Origin of the sequence: Spirosoma oryzicola, from assembly GCF_021233055.1 — a bacterium.
Taxonomy (GTDB): Bacteria; Bacteroidota; Bacteroidia; order Cytophagales; family Spirosomataceae; genus Spirosoma; species Spirosoma oryzicola.
In genome coordinates, this window is the sequence record NZ_CP089538.1 from 1,691,871 (window position 1) to 1,717,426 (window position 25,556).

Sequence of the window (25,556 nt, forward strand, 5' to 3'; positions counted from 1 at the left end):
CTAGTTCACTGGCCACAAAGATACGGAGTTTACTTTACTTCGACAGATTTTCCGGTGCTCGAAATGGCTTTTCCTTGCTCAAACGTTAAGTCAATCCGACCAAGGTTGATTCCTGCGAACCCTACCTGATTGATCCAGACCGGCTGACCGTCCGGATTATTGACCGCTACCGGTGCATCCAGGAATGTATGCGTGTGTCCACCGATGATCAGGTCGATGTTGCGGGTTTTGGCCGCCAGCACGTTGTCGGAAACGGTCGCGTCGTCGTATTTGAAGCCCAGGTGGGACAGGCAGATTACGTAATCGCAGTGCTGTTCCGAACGTAATTTGGCGGCTGTATCGTTACCGACTTCAATCGGGTCGAGGTACTTGGTTTCTTTGTAGGCATCTTTTGGTATTAATCCCTCCGGTTGAATGCCTAGCCCGAAAACGCCTACGCGTATGCCTTCTTTTTCGAAAATCCGGTACGGTTTTGTGCGACCATCCATGACCGTATTTTTGAAATCGTAGTTCGCGATCAGCAGCGGCCAACTGGCTTTTCCGAACTGCGTAACCATATTGTCAATACCCCCGTCGAAGTCGTGGTTACCGATGGTTCCGGCGTCATAGCCGAGTCTGTTCATGGCCAGCACTTCGGGTTCACCTTTGTACAGGTTAAAGTAGGGAGTTCCCTGAAAGACATCACCTGCGTCGAACAGCAACACGTTTTTTTGCTCCTGCCGGATCTGTTTGATCAGCGTGGCGCGACGGGCAATACCACCCTTACCCGCGTTACGACCACCATCCATCGGGAACGGATCGAGTCGGCTGTGTACGTCGTTTGTGTGCAGAATGGTTAGCGACGTTGCTTTGGCTTGGTCAACGGCCAGCGTGTCGGGCGCAACCGTACCGATCACGGCGGCTGTACCCAGGAATTTTAAGAACTGGCGTCTATTCGACGATAATGCGTCCATCAGAAACTGGATTAATAGGTTGTCCGGTTTTACCCAGTTGGCGGAAATGATCGATCAGGGCATCACGAACCAGGTAGCCAATATTTTCGCGTTTGACCGGATTCTTTAAGAAACCAGCGTCGTCGCCCCCGTTCGCTACGTAATCGCTCATGACGACCGTGTACGTTTCGTTGGGCTGTAGGGTTCTGCCGTTGACAAAGCTAACCGAACTCACCTGGCCTTCATGAATTTTAGCCCGTAAGCCACCCATCACCAACTCATTCTTCTGGGCGAAGTGATTCATCATTTTCTGTAGCATGTCCCCCTTGAGCGTCAGGATAACGACCTGGTTGTCAAAAGGCATCACTTCAAAGATGGAGCCGGTAGTGATGTTGCCTTCGGGCAGGTTGTTTCGGATGCCACCGTAATTCAGATGCGAACAGTCGAGAGGCTTGCCGTAGCGTTGGCTAGTCTGCTGGAGCAGGGCGTCGGTAAGCAGATCGTTGAGCGGAGCGTCGGGTTTGCCTTTTTCAATCCGTCCAGTCGAGTGGGCCAGCACTTCGTTCATCGACTTGTCGAGTCCCTGCCGATACGGTTTTAGAAAGTTTGTAACGCTGCTGTCGGGCCGAGCCGTGGTTGAGTCTACGCCAATGCGGTTGGCCGTGCGATTGGTAAGGTGATACCCGCCGGGGTTACAGGCCCATAGACCTAGCAAGGCTAGTACCAGTACGTATTTTTTCATAATACCTGCAAGTTCGGAAAGTCTGGCCAATCGTGCGTTAACAAATGGTTAGAAACCACTAATTCGACGGCTATTAACAGAACGTACCGCTTATAACGTACTTGCTGGTAAGGGAATGACCGTTGGTTCGGGCCGATAACTGACTTTACGGATGTGGGTAAAGCCACCCAGGCCAATTTGCAGGTTGATCAGGCTGCCGCAAAAAGGAGAAACTGACTGAACGGGGCTGACCGACAATTTGGTGCGCACAAACCAAAAACTGTCATCCGAATCGGTAGACTTTTGAGCGTTGCCGCCTAGCTTAAAGTCAAAAATAAGACCGGCTGTTGGCGCGTGATTCAGTAAGGAATAGCCCTTGTATCGTTCGTCGTTGCGGTCACGGGGCACCAGGTCGAGCAGGCGGTAACCAACGTAAGGTATAAACCGGCTACGGGGCGAATCGTAAACAATACGGCCTAGACCGATTTCAAGCAGCGATGGCTGGACACGCATGCCTTGTTCCCACGGCTGGTTCTGATGCACAAAAGCCTGGTTCAGCTTAGCGCTGTACAGGGTAGGGTGGAGCAGGAGCATGGTTCGGCGAAACGCAATGTCGATGCCTGCCTCAATACCAACGGGCGGGCTGATTGTTTCGGCGAGCTGACCGGTTGGTAAAGCGCCACCAACACCTACAAATAGGCCGAAGCCAACTTTTGACGAGCGTAAAGTCGTTACCAGATCGGGCGTTTCATAAAGTCGCTGCACAACCTGCTTTTGCCAGCGTTGCAAAGCTTCCAGATCATCGCCCCCGCCCGTTTCGCCCCGAAAGCGGTTTACCTCAGAACCCAGTTCAGAATTGGTCAGGTATTCGATTTGTTTGGCTTGCTGCTTAAAATGGCGGTCAACTCGTAGGGCAATCAATTTCGCTTTCATTTGCCGGGCGTGCACCTCGACCAGATCAAACAAAACCTGATTATAAGCCAGCGTGCGCTCGTTTTTGGCCGTTTCTGAGACCCATGATAAACTGCGGAACATCAGGCAATACGCGTCGATAGCGGGTTCGCTCCAAAGCGACGTAGGACGAACTTCGTAGCCGAGTTGATAATGAAAATCTGAACCGCCTAAACCCGGTTGCGTAGGCGAGCGAAAGTCCGCTAGTCGTAACCGTCGGGTGGCACTCCAGTGCAGCGTGTCAATCGTCGTCTGCGCCCAGACTAGCGCAGGCGATAGCAGCAGCACAACGAGCAGACGGTTCATAAAAAGATCTTGAAAGGTAGTGCGTAAAGGTACAAATAAAGCCGTATGGTGAAATTATTCCGGGCTCCGAACAATCAATACTATCTAATTTTACGCAAAAAAAGCGCGGCTCGTTGCAGAGACCGCGCTTTTTGACGCACGTATACCAGTTCGAGTAAACGACTAGCTACGAATGAGTTATTCTAGTAACGGTACATTTCCGATTTGAACGGGCCATCGACAGCTACACCGATATAATCCGCTTGCTCCTGCTCCAGTGGTTCGAGTTTCGCGCCAACGTGGGCCAGGTGCAGAGCCGCTACTTTCTCGTCGAGTTTCTTCGGCAGCACATACACTTTGTTCTCGTACTTGTCGGAGTTCGCCCACAGTTCCAACTGAGCCAGCGTCTGATTCGAGAACGAGCACGACATCACGAAGCTAGGGTGACCCATCGCGCAACCCAGGTTCACCAGGCGACCTTCGGCTAATACGATGATTTCTTTACCGTCGATTTCGTACATGTCAACCTGCGGTTTGATCTGGCTCTTGGTGTGGCCATACGCTTCGTTCAACCACGCCATGTCAATTTCGTTGTCGAAGTGACCGATGTTGCAAACGACCGCTTTGTCGCGCATCAGTTTGAAGTGGCGCTCTTTGATGATATTAACGTTACCGGTCGCCGTTACGAAAATGTTCGCGCGGGTAGCAGCTTCGTCCATCGGAACAACTTCGTAACCGTCCATCGCTGCCTGTAGGGCGCAGATTGGGTCGATTTCGGTCACCAATACCCGGCAACCGGCACCACGCAGCGATTCTGCCGAACCTTTACCTACGTCACCATAACCTGCTACAACAGCTACTTTACCAGCCAGCATCAGGTCAGTCGCCCGGCGGATTGCGTCCACCAGCGACTCACGGCAGCCGTATTTATTGTCAAATTTCGACTTCGTTACGGAATCGTTTACGTTGATTGCAGGCAAGTGAAGCGTACCGTTTTTCATCCGCTCGTACAAGCGGTGAACGCCCGTTGTCGTTTCTTCCGACAAGCCTTTGATGCCCTGAATCAGCTCGGGATACACGTCGAAAACCATGTTGGTCAGGTCGCCACCATCGTCCAGAATCATGTTGAGCGGCTGACGATCTTCACCGAAGAACAACGTCTGCTCGATGCACCAGTTGAACTCTTCTTCGTTCATGCCTTTCCACGCGTAAACCGGAATGCCAGCGGCTGCGATAGCGGCTGCTGCGTGATCCTGCGTCGAGAAAATGTTGCAGGACGACCAGGTTACGTCGGCTCCCAGTTCAACCAGGGTTTCGATCAGTACCGCTGTTTGAATCGTCATGTGCAGACACCCGGCAACACGGGCACCTTTGAGTGGCTTCGACGGACCGAACTCGGTGCGAAGGGCCATCAGCCCTGGCATTTCAGCTTCAGCCAGTTTGATTTCTTTACGGCCCCACTCGGCCAGTGCGATGTCCTTAACTTTGTAAGGTACGTACGTGGAAGTTTGCATATCGCTTAATAAAAACAAAAGACTTTACTAATGAATAAAAGATGATGCGTTCGCGGTTGTATTCTTAGTAAAATGCAATAATAACGACAATTTACTAGAATCCCTATTTGAATCAGAATAGTTTAGCATCCGGCAGGGTCAATCTTAGCGAACGCGCTTTCAGGAGCAGGATGCTGACTCGTCTGTTGGGCCTTATGGTTGGTTATCAGCAAGTTGAAGACGCGCTATTTTGCCATCCATGGTTGTTACTAGCACCTCGCGGTTTCTGAGCGGAAACACGCGGTTCATCATGGCATTGGATAGCTTATGCACCCCTTCTACCTGACGTGTTCGGCGATTGATCGCGTACAGGACACCGTCGTCGGTTGGGACGTAGATAATGCCATCGCGTTCGACAACAGATGATGGACTAATCTCGTAACCGTACTTACAATTCACGAACCAGGCCGGTTGCGGACTGTCGGATTGCGTTGACAACGCCCAAAGAGTGTCGTTCATGCACTTGACGTAGATATGCAATTGATCCGCCGATAAACCACTGGCTTCGAATCCTTTATGCTGGTTGGTCTTCCACACCTCTTTACCCGTTTTTGCGTCGATAGCAGTAACGGTGCGGTCGGGTGTTTGAAGGAAAATTCGTCCGTTGCTAAGAAGCGGTGTGCCAGCGGCTGGCGAAAAATTGCGGCTTTTGCCATTCGTCCAGGTCCAGGTAAGCTGGCCCGTTTTCTTGTCGAGGGCGTAAAGTGTGGAGCCCCAAGAGCCAACATAAACGGTGTGCTTATCGGCAATGGGCACGGATTCGACAAAACCTTTAATGCCGTCAAACGACCATTTTTCTGAGCCATCTTTCAGGGATAAGGCTCTGAATTTGCCCTCTGAACTGCCGATATAGACGACCTTTCCATCAATGAGCGGGCTTGCAACGATGGGTTTCTTCGTTTCAACTTTCCAGCGAAGGGTTCCGTCATGCTTGCTGAGGCAGTAAATCGTACCGTCGCTTGACGCAACAACTAACCGGTTTTTTTGCATCATGGGCGTAGAATACACTTTTCCTCCCGTCGCGAACCGCCATTTCACCGATCCGTCGGTCAGGGATAAGGCAACGATCTGACCATTGGTGTTGGGGTAGATCGCTACTGTCTGATCAGCGATGATACCGGCTCCGATGTCGCTGCTGTCTTGCTTCTCCCAAACGGACCGCACGTTTTTGTACTGCTCATTGACTTGGTACGACGGTCTCGGATACGGCTTCGATTCTTTATCGAAGTAATGATTCTGCAAGGGAATTATTCGCCAAGCGGGGGCTGTTTGCCCTTCGATTGAACCGACCGTGGGTGTCCGGGCGGCAAAAGACAGCGTGTCGTTCTGGATCGTAACCAGGTTGTAACCACCGACCGGATCTTTCGCGCGCAGGTTGGAGCGACCCATTGTGGCTGGAATCCCTTCGGCATCCATTGCCTGATTCGCGTGGCCGTGGCCACACAACGTAGCCTGAATGTTGATTTTTTTCAGATCGTCGATGAGTAGGTACCAGTTTGCCAAACCCTCATCGAGTGGGTAGTGATTCATGAAAATGACTGGTCGATCCGAGTTTCTTAGTTTTTCGACTTCTGAGCGTAGCCACAGAACGTCTTCGCGGGCCACCAGCCCCGGCGACATGCGCATATTGGGGCCACTGCCGCAGCCAATGAACCGGTACTTGCCAAAATCGAAGGAGAATCGCTCGCTGCCGAAAATTTTCCGAAAACTATTGCATCCGTTTTCCGACCATTTTGTGTCATGATTACCCGGAAAAACGTACCACTTCTTGTTCAGCCCGTCCAGAATGCGCTTGGCGGTAGTCAGTTCCTGCTCGGTTCCAAAGTCCGTTACGTCGCCGGTTACAACGACAAAATCAAGGTCGGGAAGCGCGTTAATGTCGTTGACGGTTCGTTGCAGATCTTCGGCGGCTGTTTCGGGCGCTCCTACGTGCGTATCCGTCACGAACGCAAATCGAATGGGCTGAGCGAAGGAAAGAGTAAAAGTGAAGAAGCAAAGAAGTAGTAAGTGGGCTTTCATCGGTCAATAGAAGTTGTTTTCGACTAGGTCTGCTAGTTGGGCCTGCCTAAGTAAGCCTTGATGATCAGCGTTTCGCGGACAAGCAAATATCAGTAAACAATAAAATTATTAACCATAGATAGGGGACAAACTTGACTTTGTGTCTCCAAACAATTAATTATGTAAGAACTTACGTAAGTTCTTACATAATTATGGATTTTATGGCCGAAATGGCCGAGCTGGCTCTGGCGAGTCGGCTTCGGCGCTTAAGTGATACCTACTGGCAAGCCGTAACGGCAACGTATCGGCAATCGGGGGTTGACTTCGATGTGCGCTGGGCGACAATTTTTGTGCTCATCGCGCGGCAGGGGCCGGTGGCTATCACCGAAATCGCTGGTCGGCTGGGTATTACGCACCCGGCTGTCATTCAGGTGACCAACGAACTGGAAAAGCGGAACCTGATCGTATCAACGAAGTCGGAGCAGGATGGCCGAAAGCGGTTCCTGTCTTTGAGCGAAGCCGGTCAGGCGATGTTACCCAAATTACAACCGCTGTGGGATGCGTTCATTACGGTTAATCAACAGATGATCGCGCAACAGACTCATAACTTACTGCTATCGCTTCAGGAAATGGAAGCACAGCTGGCGGAGCGCAACTTCTTCGACCGGGTTCAAGATCAATTAACAACTAAAAAGTCCGAATAAATAGCCATGAACAACGTGTCTATCATTCCTTACTCACCAAACTATCAACCTGATTTCAAGCGGCTGAATATACAGTGGATCGAAACCTATTTCCGCGTTGAACCACACGATCTCGAACAGTTGGATCACCCCGAAACGTACATTCTTCCGAACAACGGCCAGATTTTTTTCGCCAAAGTGGATGAGCACATCATGGGTTGCGTGGCGATGGTTAACACAAGCGAGCCGGAAGGAAGCGTCCTAAGTTTTGAACTGGCTAAAATGGCCGTAGCGCCTGAAGCACAAGGGAAAGGGGTAGGCCGATTACTTTGTCGGGCGGCTATTGATTACGCTTGCCAGCTAGGCGTTAAGACAATCTGGCTTGAATCAAACCGGATACTGACGCCTGCCTTAACGATGTATGCAAGCGTCGGTTTCCGGGAAGTACCCAGCGTGCCAACGCCATACGCCCGCGCTGACATTCGGATGGAAATGAGTTTACTTTAGGTACGGTTGCAACACCGGTGCCCATCGCTGGTAGCCTGCATCGGTCATGTGTAGGCTATCTGATTTAAACAAAGCAGGGAGCGGTTGCTTGTTTGAACCCAGCATCGATGGCCGAATATCAACGAACGTCGCGTCGGACTGTTTCGCTAAAAACTGGCTAATGAGCTTATTCGCTTCGTTCACGACCGGCCAGTATTGTCGCCGGGACGGGCTGAGCTTGATGGCGATGTAAACGAAAGGTACGTTGGGCAGTTTCTGACGCACGTATTGAAACAGATCAACGAAATTGTCGTAGGTCTGTTGGGCGCTCAGCTTTCCGGTTGCAATATCGTTTTCGCCAGCGTACAGGACGATTTGTTTCGGCTTGTAGGGGAGAATAACGCGGTCGGCAAAAAAGCGTACGTCGCTTAGTTCCGAGCCGCCGAACCCCCGGTTCAAGACTACTTTGTCGGGAAAATACTGTTGCAGGTTAGGCCACAACCGAACGGATGAGCTGCCCGTAAACAGAATCGGTTGCGCGGGTGGCGGACTTTGCTTATCCTGTTTTTCAAACGCCTGGATCTCGGCCTCAAACCGGTGCGCCTGGGACCATACCAACGAAAAGAGCAATGTCGCTAACAAAGTGATTTTTAGCATGAGTTCAGAACTGATTTACAAAAAAGGTAAGACCGATTCCAAACCCATGCCGCGTGACCCTTTGACCAGAATGTGCGTATCCGTCATGGGGTGGTCCATCAGCCAGTTATGGAGCGAAAATTTATCGGGAATGTAATACGCTTTGGGAAGCCAGCCGAGGGCAAATTTCATGTCTTTGCCCGCCAGAATAACGATATCAAACTTGCCTTCCGCAACGAGTTTGCCCAATGCCGCGTGTTCGGCTTCGCTTTCCGAACCGAGTTCGTACATGTCTCCCAGAATAACCACCTTACGCTTGGCGGGCGTAGCGGCAAACTGACGAATTGCAGCCGCCATCGAACTCGGATTTGCGTTGTAGGCGTCGAGCAGAATGGTATTCGAGCCTTTGTGAATCACCTGAGAGCGGTTGTTCGTCGGGTTATAATCCGCTACGGCATGGTTGGCTTCTTCGGGCGAAATGCCAAAATAATCGCCGATGGCCACTGCCGCCATCATATTCTCGAAGTTGTAACGGCCGGGTAGGTGCGTTGAGACTTCGTGGCCTGTTGCGTCGCGGTAAATAACGACGGGCGACTCCTGAATCAACTCGACCAACTCGCCGGGGTAGAAAATCGCTTCGGCGAAGGTGGTTTCGGAGCGCAGGGCTTTCAATCGTTCGCGGTACATGGCCGTCAGCACCGTGTCGCGGGAATTGATAAAAACCGTCCGGGCATTTTGGGCCAGATAATCATACAATTCGCCTTTGCCTTTGCGTACCCCTTCGACACCTCCAAACCCTTCGAGATGAGCTTTCCCGACGTTCGTAATCAGCCCGTGAGTCGGTTGCGCAATCGAACAAAGCAGCTCGATTTCTTTCTGGTGATTGGCCCCCATTTCGACAACGGCCATTTCGTACTGCTCGTTAATAGCCAGCACGGTCAGCGGAACGCCGATGTGGTTATTGAGATTGCCCATTGTAGCGTAGGTCCGGTACTTTTTCGACAGAACAGCCGCAATCAGCTCTTTGGTGGTGGTTTTTCCGTTAGAACCGGTCAGGCCAACAACCGGGATGGTGAGGGTCCGACGGTGGTGACGGGCGAGGTCCTGAAGTGCCAGCAAACCGTCGGCTACCAGCAGGCACCGAGGGTTACGACCGGCAACCGTCGGATCATCGACGAGCGCGTAACGGGCTCCCGAAGTAAGCGCCTGTTCGGCAAACTGGTTACCGTCGAAGTTGTCACCTTTGAGAGCAACAAACAAACAGTCCGCAGTAATCTTGCGCGTATCGGTCGATACACCGGTACACTCTTGAAATTTTGAATAAAGTTCTGCCGTTGACAGCATACCTATAGACATAAATGAAGTCGCAGTTCGTTCTTCTCTACGAACCGGGTTGGTCTTTTAACCAAGAGCCGTTTCGCGAATGATACGCTTACGCGTTTCGTAAGGATTGACAGAGAATTGCCCAAAATTAGATGAAAAAGCTGTTTACGCTTTGTTTTTTCGTTATTCCGCTTCTCGACTACGCTCAGTCGGCGGGTAAGTTCGGTTTTCAGTATGATCAGCGACCCACCGTTAGCATCGACGGGCGGGCGTTACTCAACCCGTGGGCGGGCGGCCTGAACGCAACGCAGTACGCAACCATGCGCCTGAATACCGATAACCGCGATGATCTCGTGGTCTTTGATCGGTCAACCAATAAAATCAGCACATTCGTCGCTATTGATAACCCCGTGGGAAGCGGAATTGCCTGGCAGCACGCTCCGGATTACGAGAAAGCGTTTCCGAGTATCAACGGCTGGCTGGCGGTTGTCGATTACGACGGTGATGGCCGTAACGATTTGTTCTTACCTGGTCCTACGGGCAATATCATGGTGTATCACAATGATTCCCAGAATGGGCAGCTATCGTTCAGTATGGCGGTTGGTTCACTGATGACCGTCGGATTTGGTGGTAAACAGAATTTGTTCGTAGCACCGACCGACTTGCCCGCCATTACCGACTTCGACGATGATGGCGACATTGACATACTGGCCTTTGATGGGACGGGCAATCTGATCACGTATCAGCAGAACATGAGCGTCGAACGGACGGGTAAAAAAGACGGTCTGGACTACAAACGAGCTGATTGTCAGGTGTGGGGTCACTTTATTAAAGAGTACTGCAATGACTTTACATTTGGGGTCACCTGCGATGGAATGGTTGGCATGAAGAAAGTCGGTCCGTTGGTGAATGCGGCCAAACCGAGTGGCGCTAAACCAATGCACTCCGGCAATACGCTTTCGGTACTGGATGCCAATGGCGACGGCAAAAAAGACTTGCTGTTTGGCTTCGTTTCCTGCGAGAACATTGCCGTGTTACACAACGCGGGGCCCAACAATGAAAATGCCTCGTTCACGTCGTTCGATAGTTTGTTTCCAGTGCAGAATTCCATCAAGTTTCCTGCCTACGCGGCTACGTACTGGCAGGACGTTGACGGGGATGGTGTTAAGGATCTGTTAGCCTCAACGTACTCGGATTTCAACGAAAACCGAGCGTTTGACTTTCGAGCGTCGGGTTGGTTTTATAAGAACACAGGGACAAACCAGAAGCCTGATTTCAAGCTGGTTCAGAAAGATTTTCTGCAAAGCGATATGCTGGATCTGGGCGAAAATGCCGCTCCGGCCCTGGCTGATCTGGATGGTGACGGTGATGTTGATCTGCTGGTCGGCTACAGTGGGGTTCGTAGTGGAACGAACTACCGCGCCGGACTCTGGCAGTTTGAGAACAAAGGAACGACGCAGAATCCGGCTTTCTCGCTCGTCACGACGGATTACCTCGGACTGACGCAGGGGCTGGGGTGGAGCGACGTGGTGCCGTCGTTCACGGACGTTGACGGAAACGGAAGCATAGATCTGGTCCTGACCGGAACAGCTGCCAGCGGCCTTGAAATTCGTGTATTCTTCAACACCGCTCCGAAAGGGGCAGCCGCTCAGTATAGCCTGGCAGGTGCCACCAAATGGGCTAACCCAGACGGACGGGTTCAGCCGGGTGAACTCATCACCGTGACGGACGTTGACCATGACGGCAAGCCCGACTTACTGATCGGTAAAAACGAAGGAACGATCAATTACCTACGCAATACAGGAACAGCTACCAATCCAGTTTTCCAATTGCAAAATCAAACGTTCGGCGGATTTACCAACAACAATTCGTATTACGACCGGGCCCGTTCGCTCGTGGTCGCTGATCTGAACGGTGATCAGAAAAACGAAATCATTGCCGCTTCCAACAATGGTCGCGTTCGCATTTATCAATTCCCCGACAGACCTGACCAGTCTCTGACCCTGATCGACTCATTACCCGCCCTGGGTTTGCCCGGCACACGGTTGATAGCGGCAGCGGCTGATCTGGACGGTGATCAGTTACCGGACCTGATGCTGGGAAGCGTGGCTGGCGGGCTGCGATACCTGAAAAATACATCGCAGAAAGTTGTTATCACGGGCGTACCGGAAGAGTCGACTGGCCCCTGGGCGTTTCCTAATCCAACGGATCGTTTCCTGACCGTGAAACCGGCGTTTTCGGGTCGGCTTGAACTGGTTTCCTTGTCAGGGCAGGGCATGCTACCGGTTCAGGACGTTCAATCGGATGCCGAAACGGTGCTCGATCTGAGCGCTTTACCCGATGGAACCTACCTGTTGCGCCTATCGGCTGACAACCGGCCCGCCCAGGTGCAGAAGGTTGTTGTGTGGAAGTAGTGAAAACTCTTTGGGAAGTTGGTGGTTACTGAAGTAAAGACGCGTGACTAGTGACCGATGAGAACAATCGGCGGCTAATCACCCTTAACGAGCATTAATCATGGAAAATAATAACAACTCCAGCCAACAGCCTGTAGATCAAAACTCGGGTGGTCCACTAGAAGGGATGTCTCCTCAGCATACCAACATGCCCGCCAATAACGATGAAGAAGATGCCATTGTCTACGCCGGCCTGGGTGTCAATAACGAACCTGACATTATGAATCCGGGCGATGAGGAAGCGTCGGATACGCTATTATACACGGATACCATCACAGCTATGCACGCTACCGACGAAGTTCGTAACAGCGAAGATCTGGATGCGCTGCCCGACGATTTACTGGAAGATATTTCGGACGATGAACTCGACAACGAGATCAGCGAATTAGCCGAGGAGGAAGAGGAAGGCAACGAGCGTTACTAGTCTTAATTTTCAGCGTATTTAGAAGCCAGCAATGGGAATCAGATCCTGTTGCTGGCTTCTTTGCTGAGTAGCATCCTGACGCAACTCATTCGATTGGTTTCGGGTTATTTTATAAAAGTAGTCGACAATTTCGTAATACAAATCAGCTGGTTCAGAGCGACCTTTGTTAGGTCAACCGAAGCAACCATGACCGACACAATTGGGGATTACGCAAAGGCAGACAAGTCTATTAATCAATCCTATGGAAACTGTAAAATTCAAAACGAATATTAAATGTGGTGGCTGCATTGCTACCGTTACGCCTTTTCTGAACGAAGCCGTCGGCGAAGGTAACTGGCAGGTGGATGTCCAGGACCCCAACAAGATTCTAACGGCTGACACTACGTCGGCTACGGCTACGCAAATCAAGCAGGCTATCGAGAAAGCAGGCTATAAAGCAGAGCCCCTGAATTGACGCACACTTAGCCAGTCGTTTGCTGCATACCGCAGTCAGGATGGCAAACGAATACGCATAAACTCCTAATGAAGTGAATACGCTTCTCAACGAACCGAAGGAGAAACCGTCGGCTTCGGACATAAAAAAAACGTATCCGGTGCTGGAAATGACCTGCGCGGCCTGTGCCGTGAGTGTTGAATCCACGCTTAAAAACACGCCCGGTGTCAGCGATGCGAGCGTTAACTACGCGAATCAGAGTGCGTCGGTACAGTTCAATCCAAAGGTCGTAACCCCAGAAGGATTGCAGACGGCACTTCGTTCTGTCGGGTACGATATGGTTGTCGATGCCGAGGACCCGCAGCAGGTGCAGCAGGAAGCCCAGCAAAAGAGTTACGAAGTGCTGAAAAAACGGACGATCTGGGCGGTCTTGCTATCAATACCCATCGTGCTGATCGGCATGTTCTTCATGGACTTGGTGCCGTTTGGCAACTACATCATGATGGCGCTGGCGGCACCGGTGGTGTTTGGTCTGGGACGCACGTACTTCGTCAATGCCTGGAAGCAGGCTCGTCATGGTAAGGCGAACATGGATACGCTCGTCGCGCTTAGTACGGGCATTGCTTTTCTGTTTAGTGCGTTTACGACGATTTATCCGCAATTCTGGCTGAATCGTGGGCAGCATCTGCACGTCTATTTTGAAGCGGCTGCGGTGATCATCGCGTTTATCTCGCTCGGTAAATTGCTCGAAGAGCGGGCCAAATCGAATACGTCGTCGGCCATAAAGAAATTGATGGGCCTCCAGCCCGAAACCGTACGGCTGATTGATGGTGACACCGAGCGTGACATCCCCATTGGGAACGTACGTGTGGGCGATAGGCTGCTGGTGCGACCCGGTGAGCGGATTCCTGTGGACGGAATGGTACAAAGCGGAGCTTCCTTTATCGATGAAAGCATGATCAGTGGTGAACCCATGCCGGTAGAGAAAACCGCTGACGCACCTGTCTTTGCCGGTACGATCAACCAAAAAGGTAGTTTTCTATTTCGGGCCGATAAAGTCGGGTCGGATACGGTGTTAGCCCGGATCATTCGGACGGTGCAGGAGGCCCAAGGCAGTAAAGCCCCTGTCCAGCGGCTTGTGGACAAAATCGCGGGTATTTTCGTGCCGGTCGTCTTAGGAATCGCTTTGTTGACGTTTGCCAGCTGGCTCCTATTGGGCGGGGATAATGCGCTGACAACAGCCTTGCTAACTTCGGTGACGGTGCTGATCATTGCCTGTCCCTGTGCGTTGGGTCTGGCTACGCCAACGGCTATTATGGTCGGTGTTGGAAAGGGCGCAGAAAATAACATTCTGATCAAAGACGCGGAGAGCCTGGAACTCGGCTATCGGGTCAATGCGGTTGTACTGGACAAGACAGGCACAATCACGGAAGGTAAACCCGTCGTTACGGACTTGCACTGGCTGGTATCGGAAGGGGAGCAGAAGCGCCTGGCTTCGATTCTGTACGCGTTGGAGGGTCAATCGGAACACCCACTAGCTAATGCCGTAACCGAATATCTTAAACGTTCGGGTGTGTCCAGCGTTGCGGTCAATCGGTTTGAAAGCGTGACGGGACATGGCGTAACGGCTGATTATGAAAGCGAAACGTATGTTATTGGTAATCGGCAGTTGATTGATCGGCAAGGAGTTTCGTTGCATGAGGACGTGGAGAAACAAGTCGATGGACTTTATAAATCGTCTAAAACGGTTGTCTTTTTTGCGAACCAACGGCAACTTCTAGCTGTGCTTGCCATTGCCGATCCGGTCAAAGCAACATCCCGTCAGGCAGTTGAAACCTTACAGCGCCGGGGCATTGCCGTTTACATGCTGACCGGCGATAATACGCAGACCGCAGCCGCCGTCGCCAGTCAGGTAGGTATACCCCAATACCGCGCTGAGGTGTTACCAGCTGACAAAGCGGCTTTTGTTCAGGAGCTGCAAGCGCAGGGTAACGTAGTCGCCATGGTTGGCGATGGCATCAACGACTCACAGGCACTGGCACAGGCGGACGTGAGCATTGCGATGGGCAAAGGCTCCGACATTGCGATGGATGTAGCCAAGATGACGCTTATGACCTCCGACCTGACTAGTGTACCCAAAGCGCTACAACTTTCCCGAAAGACAGTTCAAACCATCCGACAAAATTTGTTCTGGGCTTTCATTTACAACCTCATCGGCATTCCTATTGCCGCCGGTGTGCTGTATCCAGCATTCGGGTTTTTGCTTAATCCGATGATCGCCGGGGCGGCAATGGCCCTAAGTTCGGTATCGGTTGTCAGTAACAGCCTCAGGCTGCGCTCGATACGGCTCTAAGACTAAGCCATGATTTTCAAGTGCTGAGTAGGCCAGACTCTCGATGAGTCTGGCCTACTCGCGTTTTGGGGAGGTAGTTGTCTGCGTTAATTAGTATACTTGTCCAGCAATTTATTTTTTGGCAAGAAAATCAGGTATGATGCGTATAAAAATACTCGTTGTTGCCCTGTTAGGCAGTTTTTCGCTTAGCTACGCGCAGTCAAAAAGCGCCGATTCGCTCTTTGTTCGGCAGCACTACAATAAGCTGGATCGACAGATTACCATGCGCGATGGCGTCAAACTCTACACCGTCATTTATGTTCCGAAAGAGGGCAGTTCGACTAATCGGTACCCGATTCTGATGGAGCGGACACCGTACTCGGCGGGACCATACGGTGAGACGAATTACCCAAAATCAGGCCCCGGCCCAAACAAGGCGCTATCGGAGGAAAAATACATCTTCGTCAATCAGGACGTTCGGGGACGTTACATGAGCGAAGGTAATTTCGAAGAAATGACGCCCGGTGTGGATGTGCCCGGCGAGTCCACGCCCGGTGCGGGTCAAAAGAAAGCGACGGCGATTACAGCAACCAAGAGTCGTAAAAAAAGTACGCAGCCTACAGCAACGGATGAAAGTACGGATACGTACGATACGATTGAGTGGTTGCTCAAAAATGTACCGAACAACAACGGGCGGGTTGGCTTGATGGGAATATCGTACCCTGGTTTCTACGCATCAGCGGCTTTACCGAATGCCCACCCGGCCCTAAAAGCCGTGTCGCCACAGGCACCCGTCACCGACGAATTTATCGGCGATGATGCCCGACATAATGGCGCGTTTTTTCTGCTCGATAACTTCTCGTTCATGAATTACTTCGACAGTCCGCGACAAGGACCTTTGGAGAATTACGAACAGTTGTTCTCGTGGCGACCCACGGATGCCTACAAGTTCTTCCTGGAATTGGGGCCCGTTAAAAACGCGAACGGTCCGAAGTATTTTAACAATCGGGCGAAAATCTGGAACGAGTATCTTCAACACGATACCTACGATGATTATTGGCAAAAGCGAAATATCCGACCCCATCTCAAAAACGTAAAACCAGCTACGATGGTCGTTGGCGGCTGGTTTGATGCCGAAGATTTGTTTGGCGCATTACGCACCTATGAGGCTATCGAAAAACAATCGAGTGGCAATCGGAATACGCTCGTGATGGGGCCGTGGACGCATGGCGCGTGGGCTCGTGAAGACTGGAGCCAGTTTGGGCCGTTGTCGTTTGGACAGAATACCGCTAAATACTACCGCGATAATCTGGAATCAACATTCTTCGCGTTTCATCTAAAGGACAAAGGAAAGTTCGAAGCGCCGGAAGCACTCGTTTTCGATACGGGCAAAAACGATTGGAAGTCATTCGACGCGTGGCCGCCCAAAGCGGCTGGCGCACGCCATTTTTATTTGGCCCCAGGCCAGAAGCTGACGACGGACAAACCAACCGGCAACGATTCTTTCGAAGAGTATGTCAGCGATCCGGCCAAGCCTGTGCCTTACACGAATGGCGTACAAGCTCGCCGGAATAACCAGTATGTTATTGAGGATCAGCGCTTCGTGGCTAACCGGCCCGATATAGTGGTTTTCGAAAGCGATGTGCTTACGGAGGATTTAACCGTGGCTGGTCCCATCAACGCAAAACTATTTGCGTCAACGACGGGTACGGATGCTGACTTTATCGTCAAGGTAATCGATGTATTGCCCGATTCGGCCAAAGCTAATCCGCAAGGCGTTCAAATGGCGAACTACCAGCGCTTGGTGCGGGCTGAAGTACTGCGTGGTAAGTTTCGCAATAGCTTCACTACCCCCGAGCCGTTTAAGCCGGGAGAAGTGACCGCCGTAACGATGCAGTTGCCCGATGTGATGCATACGTTTAAGAAAGGTCACCGGCTGATGGTGCAGGTACAGCATTCGTGGTTTCCGATTGTGGATCGTAATCCGCAAACGTTTGTTAATATCGGAACGGCAGATACCGCTGACTTTCAAAAAGCGACCATGCGGTTATATCATGATGCTAATCATCCATCCGAAATTGTACTTGGCATGACAGAAAAATAGGAATACGGGTATAATATTCTAGTTTGTTAACATTGGGGTAATATTGGATTTGGAAAAGATCACCTACAAGTGGTCTTTTTTGTTTTTATAAAGTATTGAAAATTAGCAGTTTGGCCTAATTGTGGAGGCCTGAGATAGAAGCAGTATCATTTTTTCAATATTAAGTTTTAACGCAGATGTTAACATATAGATAATATTTGAGTAATATTATCATAACATTAGTCCTGATCACTCACCTGTAGCGTCTGGGCGAGTGGGTATTGTTGATCTTTCACTAAACCGAAGTCATGAAAAAATCACTTTTTCTACTTACGCTGGTAGGCTTCCTGGCGACGCAAGCCTACGCTACGCCGACAAAAACTCGCAAGACTAAAGCGCCCAAGGCAAATCTTGAGCAACAGTTAGCCAAATATATTTCGTACCCTGATGCACTCAGGCCAACCCAACAGGCGGGTGTGGTGGTGATTCAGTTTCGCGTCAACTCGGACAGTGAGCTGTGTCAGCTAAAAGTGTTCAGTCAGAATGACCAGATCAACCATGCATTGCTTCGTGAGTTGACAGGCAAAAAACTAGTTGGTTATGAAAGTGATGCTGCTGAACTGCACACGGTTCGGCTACGGTTCCAGCCCTAGAAGGCGTTGATCATAGCAGAGCCACTCTTTGAAGAGTGGCTTTTTTTGTGACATATTCTCCGTTTAATCAGCAATCGAGAGGAGGGATAGCGAACCGCGCTTTATTTGTACGTCTAGCCGATCTGCCAACTGTACAGTAATAAACCATTGCTAATTGATTGGATGGCTTCGCTAAGTAAAACAGGTACATTCCTGCCTTACTGTAACGTTAGGACTATCCACGAAGTGTCTTCTGATTCAACGGTATGAATGTGCGGCTATTGGTTTTTGTAGTACTTTGTTGCTTTCATACAATTTCCGCAGTGGCCCAGCAACGGCTTCGTTTAACGATTACCGTTCAGGATGGCGTAACCAAAAAACCGATTCCGGGAGCCAGCGTCTTTATTGCTGAAACAAAAGCGGGCGCAAAGGCGGACAGCCTGGGCAACGCGCTTATAAACCATGCCCCTGGTGTACTGACGGTTTATGTTTCGGCGGTAGGCTACATTCGGGGCCGCGAGACGATTGTACTCGATTTCAATAAACGAATTGTCTATGCCCTACAACCCCGATCGACCGATCTGGAAGAAGTAGACGTTCGCGCCACGCGCGAAGATCAGAACATTCGAACGGTGCAGATGGGACAGATTCAGCTGAGCATGCCTGAGTTGAAGCGAATGCCGGTTGTGCTGGGTGAGCCCGACATTCTGAAAGCGCTCGCTCTGCAAGCCGGGGTTACGACGGCAGGAGAGGGGGCGGGTGGATTTAACGTTCGCGGTGGCCGATCTGACCAGAATCTGGTTCTTGTGGATGGAGCGCCTTTGTTTAATACGTCGCATTTGCTCGGCTTTTATACGAATATCAATCCGGATTTGGTGCAGGATGTCAGCCTGAGCAAAGGAGCGTTTTCGGCGCAGTACGGGGGGCGTGTTTCGTCTTTGTTGCTGATGAGTACCCGCAACGGCAACAAAGATGGTTGGCGACTATCAGGCGGTGTTAGTCCGGTAAGTGTGCGGGCGGTGGTGGATGGACCAATTACCAGGAAGCTTACCTTATTGGCAGGCGGACGTATTGCGTTTCCCAACTACCTGCTACAGGTGTTTCCCAGTCCCAGCGTCAAGAATAGCCGCGCTTTTTTTTATGATGCGAACCTGAAACTGACGTACACGCCTGATGAGCGAAATACCATTGCCTTGTCGGCTTATCGCAGTCAGGATAACTTTCGATTTCCGGGAGACACCCTGTACGGTTGGAACTCCCAGGTGCTGACGGGCCGGTGGAGTTATTTGGTTCAACCGAATCTACAGCTAAACCTGACCGCTTTGTACAGTGGTTATCACCTGAACGTCGATGGGGTGAAGCCCGGTCTGACTTTTCGGTTTGCGTCGTATATCGAGCAGCGGGAGGGCAAAGCGGATTTGTTTTATACCCTCAGGCAGAAGTACAAAGTTCAGGTTGGCGCAAATGGTATTCTGTACCAAATCCAAACGGGTGATGTACAGCCAACTGGCGAAAATTCCAGCATAAACCCCCAACGAATCGCACCGGAGCATGGGCGCAAACTGGGCGCTTATGTGAACACGGAGTGGGAGCTGACGCCAAAAATCTCGTTCCAGGCGGGGTTACGTTATTCGGCCTTCGCACTGCTGGGAGCGCGCACCGTGTACGACTACGCGCCGAATGGACCACGTTCTCCCGAAACCGTTATCGATTCGGCTCGTTACGGGAGTGGACAAGCTGTACAGACCTACGGCGGACTGGAACCCCGGCTGGCTCTGCGCGTACAGGTGGCCACACATACCGCCGTTAAAGCCAGTGCCGGACGAACCCGCCAGTATGTAAACCTTATCTCGAACACCACGGCGATTACTCCGCTCGATTTCTGGAAATTAAGTGATCGCTACGTGCCGCCCCAAATTGCTGATCAGGTATCGCTGGGCGTGTTTCAGAACCTGCGGGACAATGCGTTTGAAGTAAGTGTAGAAGGATATTACAAGCGTCTTCAGAACCAGATCGAGTACCGCTACGGCGCTAACCTGATCCTCAACCCAACGCTGGAAACCGCGTTGCTCCAGGCGGCTGGCCGTGCTTACGGCGTCGAATTCGGGGTGAGTAGCAACAAAGGACGACTAACCGGGCAACTCAACTACACCTACGCCCGATCACTGGTGTCCGTACAAACGCCTTATGACGAACTGCGCATCAACAACGGTGCCTATTATCCTTCGTACATTGACCGACCGCACACGTTAAACGTACAGGCTCGTTGGGCCATGTCGCATAACTGGTCGTTCTCGGCCAATTTCGTGTATTATACCGGCGTTCCGGCTACCTATCCCGATGGGCAGTACACGTATAATGGTGAACCGGTTCAGGATTATTCACGGCGCAATGCGGATCGAATTCCCGACTATCACCGGCTGGATGTCGCATTCTCGAAAGATACCCGGTTCAACAAAGCACAACGTCGGTACGGCATCTGGACACTGGGTGTCTACAACGTATACGCGCATAAGAATCCGTATTCGATCTATTTCACTCGATTCAACCAGCGAACCGAAGCGTATCGCTTGTCGGTGTTTGGTACGCTGATTCCGTCCATTGCCTACAATTTTTATTTCTGATATGTATCGGCTCGTCGTTATTCTTATCATTCTGACATCCCTGGCTGCCTGCATCGACCGGGTTGAGTTGCCAATTCGTACGGAAGAGGTTCGGCTTGTTGTTGAGGGTCAGATTACCAACGAGGCTCCGCCGTACACGGTTCGGTTAACTTATACCGGCAATTACAGCGAAGGAGCTATTGCCGATCAGTTCGTACAAGGAGCACAGGTGAGTTTAGGTAATGATCAGGGACGTTCAACGAAGTTTGTATCGATCGGGCCGGGGCTTTACCAAACGACAGATTTGACCTTTCGAGGAGAAGTAGGCCGGGCATATAGCCTGACGGTGGCGCTCAGCGATGGTAAGCGCTACGTATCGAAGCCAGAGCAAATGCCGTCGGTGCCGGTAATCGATAGCGTACTAACAACGTTCAGACGCTCAGACAATTTCGCCACTCCTTACCGCTACCTTTACTCGGTTTCCACCCGTGATCCGGCTGCGGAGAAGAATTACTACCGCTGGACCGCGTACGGAATCACTACCCGTAAATCGACAGGAGCACCCTGTAGCCTCAACTCGCCATCCTCTATTTGTTTTGACCGCTGCTGGATTACTATCGTAAATAACGATGTGAACATATACAGCGATGAAGCCGTCAACGGGAATCGTATCCGAAGTCAGGATATACTGAGTTTACCCGTGTATGCCGTTGGGCCACAACTGATGGAAGTTCTTCAGTATGGTATCACGCAGTCAAATTACCAGTTCTGGAAGCTGTATCAGCAACAAAATGCCCGAACCGGCAGTATTTTCGACCCCTTACCCGCACCCGTAGTCGGCAATCTAATCAATGTCAATGATCCGACTGATGTGGCGCGGGGGTATTTTGCCACGGTATCCATAACGCGCAAGCGATTTCGGAATCAGGCACCGGAATCGACGGGTACGGCTGTGTACGGATTTATCAGCAGTCAGCTTTTACCCCAGGGCGATTGTCGGAATACGTACGGTCCGGTACCGGTTGTCGAACCCGACGGCTGGTTGTAGTTAAAATTTCCACTGCACGAGCCAGCCCGGCTTGATGGTTTTAGGTCGGGGAATACCCGCCAGGCCCGTACCCGGATTCATGGCCGTCAGGGTAAGCGGAATAACGCTTTTCGTTTGCGAGGAAATGACTTTTGTTGCGCGGAGAAATAGGTTTCCCTGCGCGTCAACATCATCAACAACGGCATAGAGCGCGTCGCCGGTTTTGAGCTCATCTTCGCCAATCTGCACATCTTCGGCTAAGGCGAATGACCAGCTTTGCCCAACTTTCAGCTGTCCCGCCCGGATCAATTTGGCCGACAGGTCGCCCACGAAAACAGGTGGTGCAGACGATTTGTTTTTCAGCAATTCGGACAGAACGCTATCCATTACGGTCGCTTCATTGCGCAGCGTGTTTCTTTGTGGGTCAGTCAGCGACTCAACCGGAACACCGACGGGTTCGGGTTCTTCATCCTGAAGCCAACCCATCCGGCGAGCCTGGGCGCGTTCCTGCTCGTAGGCGTTCCCGGAAGCGACCATCTTGCCCAAACTCATTCCGTAGACCGGGTTGGTGAAGAGTTCTTTCATCGCCAGAATCCGGTACAAGTAGTAGCCCGTCTCCGTGTTCATCGTCATGGCGTAGTAGTCGCGGTGACCAACCCGCGTTATTTTACGCTGGACCATACCTACCCCGCCGTTGTAAGCAGCCGCCACCAGCGTCCACGAGCCTAATTTTCGGTAAAGAAAGCGAAGGTAACGGCAGGCTGCTTCGGTGGATTTTCGCAGATCAGTACGCTCGTCGTTGCCAGGTGCAATTGACAGGCCCATATCCTGGGCGGTATCATCCATAAACTGCCAGTAGCCGACAGCACCCGCTGACGAAACCGCATTCGCCTGCCAGGCGCTTTCGATCAAGGGCAGGTACTTGAAATCGTTGGGAATATTGTGCTTGCTTAGTATGGGTTCGATAACGGCAAAGTAAGGCGCAGACCGCGCTTTCAAACCACCCAGATGATTACTATAGCCAGCGCTACCGGCGAGAGCAAAGGCAAGTTTCGTAGACACATCACCCTGCTCCGTTGGAACCATCTCGCCACAAAAATGCAGGCGAGTCAAACCACTGGTCAAACGTGGTTTGGGTACAAGGGGGCGAACTGCCGATTTTTTCTGCGCAAAAATAACCGGCTCCAGAAACAACCCAAGGCTAATCAGTACCAGATAAAAACGTACGGACGAATTCAACGTAACAGGTAATTGTTCGATCTGTAGACAACGATGGAGCCTAAAGGTTTAGTTCAGAGGATAGTTTTACCGGAACTGGTCGTTCGCCAAACGGAGCAGATGTCGTTGATCCGCTCCGTTTGCGCTCCGATTATAAAGCCTTCCAGGTCAAAATCCAGCCTGACTTAACTTGATCCAGATCAGGAATTTTAATGCCAATTCTACCCGTAGACGCATCAACAGCCGCCAGAGTAAGATTGTACGTATGTTTCTCGGTCGTGGAGTACAGTTTATCCGCCCGCAGATACAGCTTTCCTGCCTTAGTATCAATGTCCTCGACCACCGCATACAGAACGTCGCCTTCATCTACGTCTTTGCCATCGGCCATGCCATCACGAGTAAGATGGAAAGTCCAGACCTGACCGCGTAGTAAGCTTGACGATTCCGAAAGGCGGGCTTTAATACCTCCTCTGAACACATCGGCTGCGTTAGGTAAAGGAATATCTTCGGCTCGGTCGGGAGCCGCTACGGGTGGGCCAATAAACGATTCGCTGACCGCTGATTGGGTGGCTTCGTTCACGACAAGTTCGGGCAACAGTACTTCGTCTTCATCACCGTAATCAGCCGTGGGTATCAGCGGTTTGCTCAGATAAGTCATCATCTGATTCGGGATGATACCTTCGTAACAACGGTAATTGGAGAATATTTCTTTGAAGGCCAGAATTCGGTACAGGTACTTGCCCGTTTCCGCATTCAGCCGTAAATAATAATAATCCCGCTGTTGTTGACGACGAATATTACCCAGTAATGCGCCAATGCCGTTGTTGTACGCAGCCGCAGCCAGTGTCCAGGAGCCTAGCTTGTTGTGCAGGTAATTCAGGTAGCGGCAGGCTGCGTCAGTTGATTTGGTCAGGTTTCGTCGTTCGTCGTGGCCGGGTCGGATCGATAAACCTAGTTCGCGCGCGGTACCCGGCATAAATTGCCAGTACCCGACAGCTCCTTTGGGCGATACGGCAAAGCCGGTCAGTGCACTTTCCACCAACGGGAGGTACTTAAAATCCGACGGTACTCGGTGACGGGCCAAAATTGGTTCGATGATCGGGAAAAACGAAGCCGCTCGTTGACGCATTTTGTACAGTGCCTGGTTTCGACCTGTATTGGATGCGAGCGCTGACACCATGCGTCGTGCCACCGTTTCCTCATGAAGTGGTACCGATTCTCCGCAGAAATAAACGGGAGGCAGCAGGGGCCTCAACATGGGTTTAAACGAGCCAGCGGCTAGAGAACTTACTGAGGACGAAGCGACGACAAGTTGTGAGCTGGTCGGTGACGACAGGTCAGACGCATGTGATAGGCTAGCTAAGGTCACTAGGCTAGCTACCAGTGATAACGAAACTAAAATATGCATCGGTTACGGAGAGTACTAGATCTATAGGTTATACTCCTTCGACGCTATTTTTTGGCTATAGTAACAAAGCGATCCAGATTTTTTCTACATAAAAAAGCAACCCATTTACTTAGCGATAAAACTAGAAGTAAACAGGTTGCTAACGAGTGTCACAAGGTGCTACAGCCAATCCCAGAAGTGAAGTGGACGAATCCCTTCTCCTTTCTTCCGCTGTAGAATGCGGGGGCGACGGAAGCGCAGAACCATCAGACCCATCATCAGTTTCTTAATCGGCAAACCTGTGTTCTGCTTTTCCAGATCCGCATCCGGCATGGTAGCCGATTTTTTAGCCGAGGCAGCCATCGCTATCAACTGCTGTGTATCCGACGGTGCTTTTGTTAAAGTTGTGTTTGGACGGGGACCCCAGGTTGGGTAGGTATAGTCCGCATCGACCAGTTCGACAGTTGGTGCGTCTTTGATTTTCTTCGGCAGCGCCAGGGGTTTATGCCAGCTGGGCAGTGGCTTAACGAGCTGTTCGATGGTTGATGTGCGAAGCAACAGCGCGTACTGTCGGGGGTTACTCAATAGCTCTTTGTACGCCAGAATGCGGAAGAGGTAATGGCTTGTCTCGCGGTGCAGGCGTAACCGGTAGTAATTGGAATGACCCTGCTGTTCGATTCGGTGCTGAATACGGGTGATTCCCCCGTTGTAGGCAGCTGCGACGAGTGTCCAGGAACCTAGCTGACCATACAGCTCGTGAAGATACCGACAGACGGCTACGGTAGCTTTCTCGAGGTCATACCGTTCGTCAACTTTCTTGTTTACCGTCAGACCCAGTTCACGGGCTGTTTCGGGCATCAGTTGCCAATAGCCCGAAGCGCCTTTGTGCGAAACGCAATCATTGACCAGCGCACTTTCTGCCAAAGGCATGAACCGGAAGTCGCGCGGAATTTTGTACTTTCTAAGAATGGGATCGATGATTGGAAAAAACGTCGAAGCCCGGCTGCGGAGGTCAAAAAGACATTCTTCCTGAGCGCCGTACGTGCGTAGCGTTTGCAGCCAACGGCGCGATACGCGGGGTTCGTGAACCGGAACCTCTTCTCCGCAAAAATAGATTGGAAAGACCCGTTTGGAGGAGTCGACAACCAAGAGCGAGGGGTTGTCCAGGCCGTTTGATGACGGAAGTGACCGGCTCGAATCAGGCGTCCAGAGAGAAGGATCGCCAACCGGTTTCAAAGCGGCAATGAGCAGAGAAAAACTGACTTCTTTGATCAAAATAACGTTGGTTTCTGTGAGACATAAGACGAAAAAACCCGTACCGAAGTAGCGGGCTCGTCCAAGAACATCCTACGAATATAACTGATATTCTGGGATATATCTAATAAGCGCTCTGAGA

At 51.3% G+C, this 25,556-nt stretch carries 20 protein-coding genes; 10 read left to right on the forward strand and 10 right to left on the reverse strand.

The annotated features are described in order from the left end of the window. Window positions 1-29: 29 nt before the first annotated feature. The 5 genes from LQ777_RS06880 to LQ777_RS06900 form a co-directional block, all read right to left on the reverse strand. Window positions 30-953 (reverse strand): bifunctional metallophosphatase/5'-nucleotidase, encoded by a 924-nt coding sequence (locus LQ777_RS06880; RefSeq protein WP_232561784.1) that lies wholly within the window; start codon window positions 951-953, stop codon window positions 30-32. After that, entirely contained in the window at window positions 931-1,674 is a 744-nt protein-coding gene (locus LQ777_RS06885) for a 5'-nucleotidase C-terminal domain-containing protein (protein ID WP_232561785.1), read from the reverse strand. The genes LQ777_RS06880 and LQ777_RS06885 overlap by 23 nt, the downstream gene beginning before the upstream one ends. Window positions 1,675-1,764: 90 nt before the next feature. After that, window positions 1,765-2,910, reverse strand: a complete 1,146-nt coding sequence (locus LQ777_RS06890) for a hypothetical protein (RefSeq protein WP_232561786.1) — start codon at window positions 2,908-2,910, stop codon at window positions 1,765-1,767. Between the two features lie 182 nt (window positions 2,911-3,092). Then, window positions 3,093-4,403: an adenosylhomocysteinase gene (ahcY, locus tag LQ777_RS06895; RefSeq protein ID WP_232561787.1), complete on the reverse strand. Its 1,311-nt coding sequence runs from the start codon at window positions 4,401-4,403 to the stop codon at window positions 3,093-3,095. 192 nt (window positions 4,404-4,595) lie between these two features. Further along, window positions 4,596-6,461, reverse strand: a complete 1,866-nt coding sequence (locus LQ777_RS06900) for an outer membrane protein assembly factor BamB family protein (RefSeq protein ID WP_232561788.1) — start codon at window positions 6,459-6,461, stop codon at window positions 4,596-4,598. A gap of 191 nt (window positions 6,462-6,652) precedes the next feature. Between LQ777_RS06900 and LQ777_RS06905 the strand changes: the two genes are divergently transcribed. After that, complete coding sequence (locus LQ777_RS06905; RefSeq protein ID WP_232561789.1) at window positions 6,653-7,144, forward strand: MarR family winged helix-turn-helix transcriptional regulator; 492 nt, start codon at window positions 6,653-6,655, stop codon at window positions 7,142-7,144. Window positions 7,145-7,150: 6 nt separating this feature from the next. Continuing rightward, a complete protein-coding gene (locus LQ777_RS06910) occupies window positions 7,151-7,630 on the forward strand; it encodes a GNAT family N-acetyltransferase (RefSeq protein WP_232561790.1) in 480 nt (159 codons plus the stop codon). On the opposite strand, the gene LQ777_RS06915 is transcribed toward LQ777_RS06910, so the two are convergent. Next, entirely contained in the window at window positions 7,622-8,266 is a 645-nt protein-coding gene (locus LQ777_RS06915; protein WP_232561791.1) for a GDSL-type esterase/lipase family protein, read from the reverse strand. The two genes, LQ777_RS06910 and LQ777_RS06915, sit on opposite strands and share 9 nt — an antisense overlap. Before the next feature lie 15 nt (window positions 8,267-8,281). After that, complete coding sequence (locus tag LQ777_RS06920; RefSeq protein WP_232561792.1) at window positions 8,282-9,601, reverse strand: UDP-N-acetylmuramoyl-tripeptide--D-alanyl-D-alanine ligase; 1,320 nt, start codon at window positions 9,599-9,601, stop codon at window positions 8,282-8,284. 119 nt (window positions 9,602-9,720) lie between these two features. On the opposite strand from LQ777_RS06920, the gene LQ777_RS06925 reads away from it, so the two are divergent. From LQ777_RS06925 to LQ777_RS06960, 8 genes are all read left to right on the forward strand, one after another. Continuing rightward, window positions 9,721-11,982, forward strand: a complete 2,262-nt coding sequence (locus LQ777_RS06925; RefSeq protein ID WP_232561793.1) for an FG-GAP-like repeat-containing protein — start codon at window positions 9,721-9,723, stop codon at window positions 11,980-11,982. Between the two features lie 100 nt (window positions 11,983-12,082). Further along, window positions 12,083-12,445, forward strand: coding sequence for a hypothetical protein (locus LQ777_RS06930; protein ID WP_232561794.1), 363 nt, complete (start codon window positions 12,083-12,085; stop codon window positions 12,443-12,445). A 241-nt stretch (window positions 12,446-12,686) separates the two neighbouring features. Continuing rightward, window positions 12,687-12,899, forward strand: coding sequence for a heavy-metal-associated domain-containing protein (locus LQ777_RS06935; RefSeq protein WP_232561795.1), 213 nt, complete (start codon window positions 12,687-12,689; stop codon window positions 12,897-12,899). Window positions 12,900-13,047: 148 nt separating this feature from the next. Continuing rightward, window positions 13,048-15,231: a heavy metal translocating P-type ATPase gene (locus tag LQ777_RS06940; protein WP_232562809.1), complete on the forward strand. Its 2,184-nt coding sequence runs from the start codon at window positions 13,048-13,050 to the stop codon at window positions 15,229-15,231. A 136-nt stretch (window positions 15,232-15,367) separates the two neighbouring features. Beyond that, a complete protein-coding gene (locus tag LQ777_RS06945) occupies window positions 15,368-17,314 on the forward strand; it encodes a CocE/NonD family hydrolase (RefSeq protein ID WP_341871370.1) in 1,947 nt (648 codons plus the stop codon). A gap of 287 nt (window positions 17,315-17,601) precedes the next feature. Next, a complete protein-coding gene (locus tag LQ777_RS06950) occupies window positions 17,602-17,946 on the forward strand; it encodes a hypothetical protein (RefSeq protein ID WP_232561796.1) in 345 nt (114 codons plus the stop codon). 302 nt (window positions 17,947-18,248) lie between these two features. Next, a complete protein-coding gene (locus LQ777_RS06955) occupies window positions 18,249-20,549 on the forward strand; it encodes a TonB-dependent receptor (protein ID WP_232561797.1) in 2,301 nt (766 codons plus the stop codon). Window position 20,550: 1 nt separating this feature from the next. After that, window positions 20,551-21,576 (forward strand): DUF4249 domain-containing protein, encoded by a 1,026-nt coding sequence (locus tag LQ777_RS06960; RefSeq protein WP_232561798.1) that lies wholly within the window; start codon window positions 20,551-20,553, stop codon window positions 21,574-21,576. On the opposite strand, the gene LQ777_RS06965 is transcribed toward LQ777_RS06960, so the two are convergent. The 3 genes from LQ777_RS06965 to LQ777_RS06975 all read right to left on the reverse strand — a co-directional run bounded on the left by LQ777_RS06965 (window position 21,577) and on the right by LQ777_RS06975 (window position 25,435). Further along, window positions 21,577-22,794 carry a lytic transglycosylase domain-containing protein gene (locus LQ777_RS06965; RefSeq protein WP_232561799.1) on the reverse strand — a complete coding sequence of 406 codons (1,218 nt, stop codon included), beginning with the start codon at window positions 22,792-22,794 and terminating at the stop codon, window positions 21,577-21,579. It lies immediately after the preceding gene. 130 nt (window positions 22,795-22,924) lie between these two features. Continuing rightward, the gene (locus tag LQ777_RS06970; RefSeq protein WP_232561800.1) at window positions 22,925-24,181 is read right to left on the reverse strand and encodes a lytic transglycosylase domain-containing protein; all 1,257 of its coding nucleotides are present in this window, start codon (window positions 24,179-24,181) and stop codon (window positions 22,925-22,927) included. A 159-nt stretch (window positions 24,182-24,340) separates the two neighbouring features. Beyond that, the gene (locus LQ777_RS06975; protein WP_232561801.1) at window positions 24,341-25,435 is read right to left on the reverse strand and encodes a lytic transglycosylase domain-containing protein; all 1,095 of its coding nucleotides are present in this window, start codon (window positions 25,433-25,435) and stop codon (window positions 24,341-24,343) included. Window positions 25,436-25,556 lie beyond the last annotated feature (121 nt).

Bases quoted from the DNA above. Each gene is read 5' to 3' on its own strand.
- LQ777_RS06890 (WP_232561786.1), bottom strand. From the start codon at position 2,910: ATGAACCGTCTGCTCGTTGTGCTGCTGCTATCGCCTGCGCTAGTCTGG.
- LQ777_RS06920 (WP_232561792.1), bottom strand. From the start codon at position 9,601: ATGTCTATAGGTATGCTGTCAACGGCAGAACTTTATTCAAAATTTCAA.
- LQ777_RS06915 (WP_232561791.1), bottom strand. From the start codon at position 8,266: ATGCTAAAAATCACTTTGTTAGCGACATTGCTCTTTTCGTTGGTATGG.
- LQ777_RS06925 (WP_232561793.1), top strand. From the start codon at position 9,721: ATGAAAAAGCTGTTTACGCTTTGTTTTTTCGTTATTCCGCTTCTCGAC.
- LQ777_RS06970 (WP_232561800.1), bottom strand. From the start codon at position 24,181: ATGCATATTTTAGTTTCGTTATCACTGGTAGCTAGCCTAGTGACCTTA.
- ahcY (WP_232561787.1), bottom strand. From the start codon at position 4,403: ATGCAAACTTCCACGTACGTACCTTACAAAGTTAAGGACATCGCACTG.
- LQ777_RS06880 (WP_232561784.1), bottom strand. From the start codon at position 953: ATGGACGCATTATCGTCGAATAGACGCCAGTTCTTAAAATTCCTGGGT.
- LQ777_RS06885 (WP_232561785.1), bottom strand. From the start codon at position 1,674: ATGAAAAAATACGTACTGGTACTAGCCTTGCTAGGTCTATGGGCCTGT.
- LQ777_RS06950 (WP_232561796.1), top strand. From the start codon at position 17,602: ATGAAAAAATCACTTTTTCTACTTACGCTGGTAGGCTTCCTGGCGACG.
- LQ777_RS06905 (WP_232561789.1), top strand. From the start codon at position 6,653: ATGGATTTTATGGCCGAAATGGCCGAGCTGGCTCTGGCGAGTCGGCTT.
- LQ777_RS06930 (WP_232561794.1), top strand. From the start codon at position 12,083: ATGGAAAATAATAACAACTCCAGCCAACAGCCTGTAGATCAAAACTCG.
- LQ777_RS06940 (WP_232562809.1), top strand. From the start codon at position 13,048: ATGACCTGCGCGGCCTGTGCCGTGAGTGTTGAATCCACGCTTAAAAAC.
- LQ777_RS06910 (WP_232561790.1), top strand. From the start codon at position 7,151: ATGAACAACGTGTCTATCATTCCTTACTCACCAAACTATCAACCTGAT.
- LQ777_RS06935 (WP_232561795.1), top strand. From the start codon at position 12,687: ATGGAAACTGTAAAATTCAAAACGAATATTAAATGTGGTGGCTGCATT.
- LQ777_RS06960 (WP_232561798.1), top strand. From the start codon at position 20,551: ATGTATCGGCTCGTCGTTATTCTTATCATTCTGACATCCCTGGCTGCC.
- LQ777_RS06900 (WP_232561788.1), bottom strand. From the start codon at position 6,461: ATGAAAGCCCACTTACTACTTCTTTGCTTCTTCACTTTTACTCTTTCC.
- LQ777_RS06945 (WP_341871370.1), top strand. From the start codon at position 15,368: ATGATGCGTATAAAAATACTCGTTGTTGCCCTGTTAGGCAGTTTTTCG.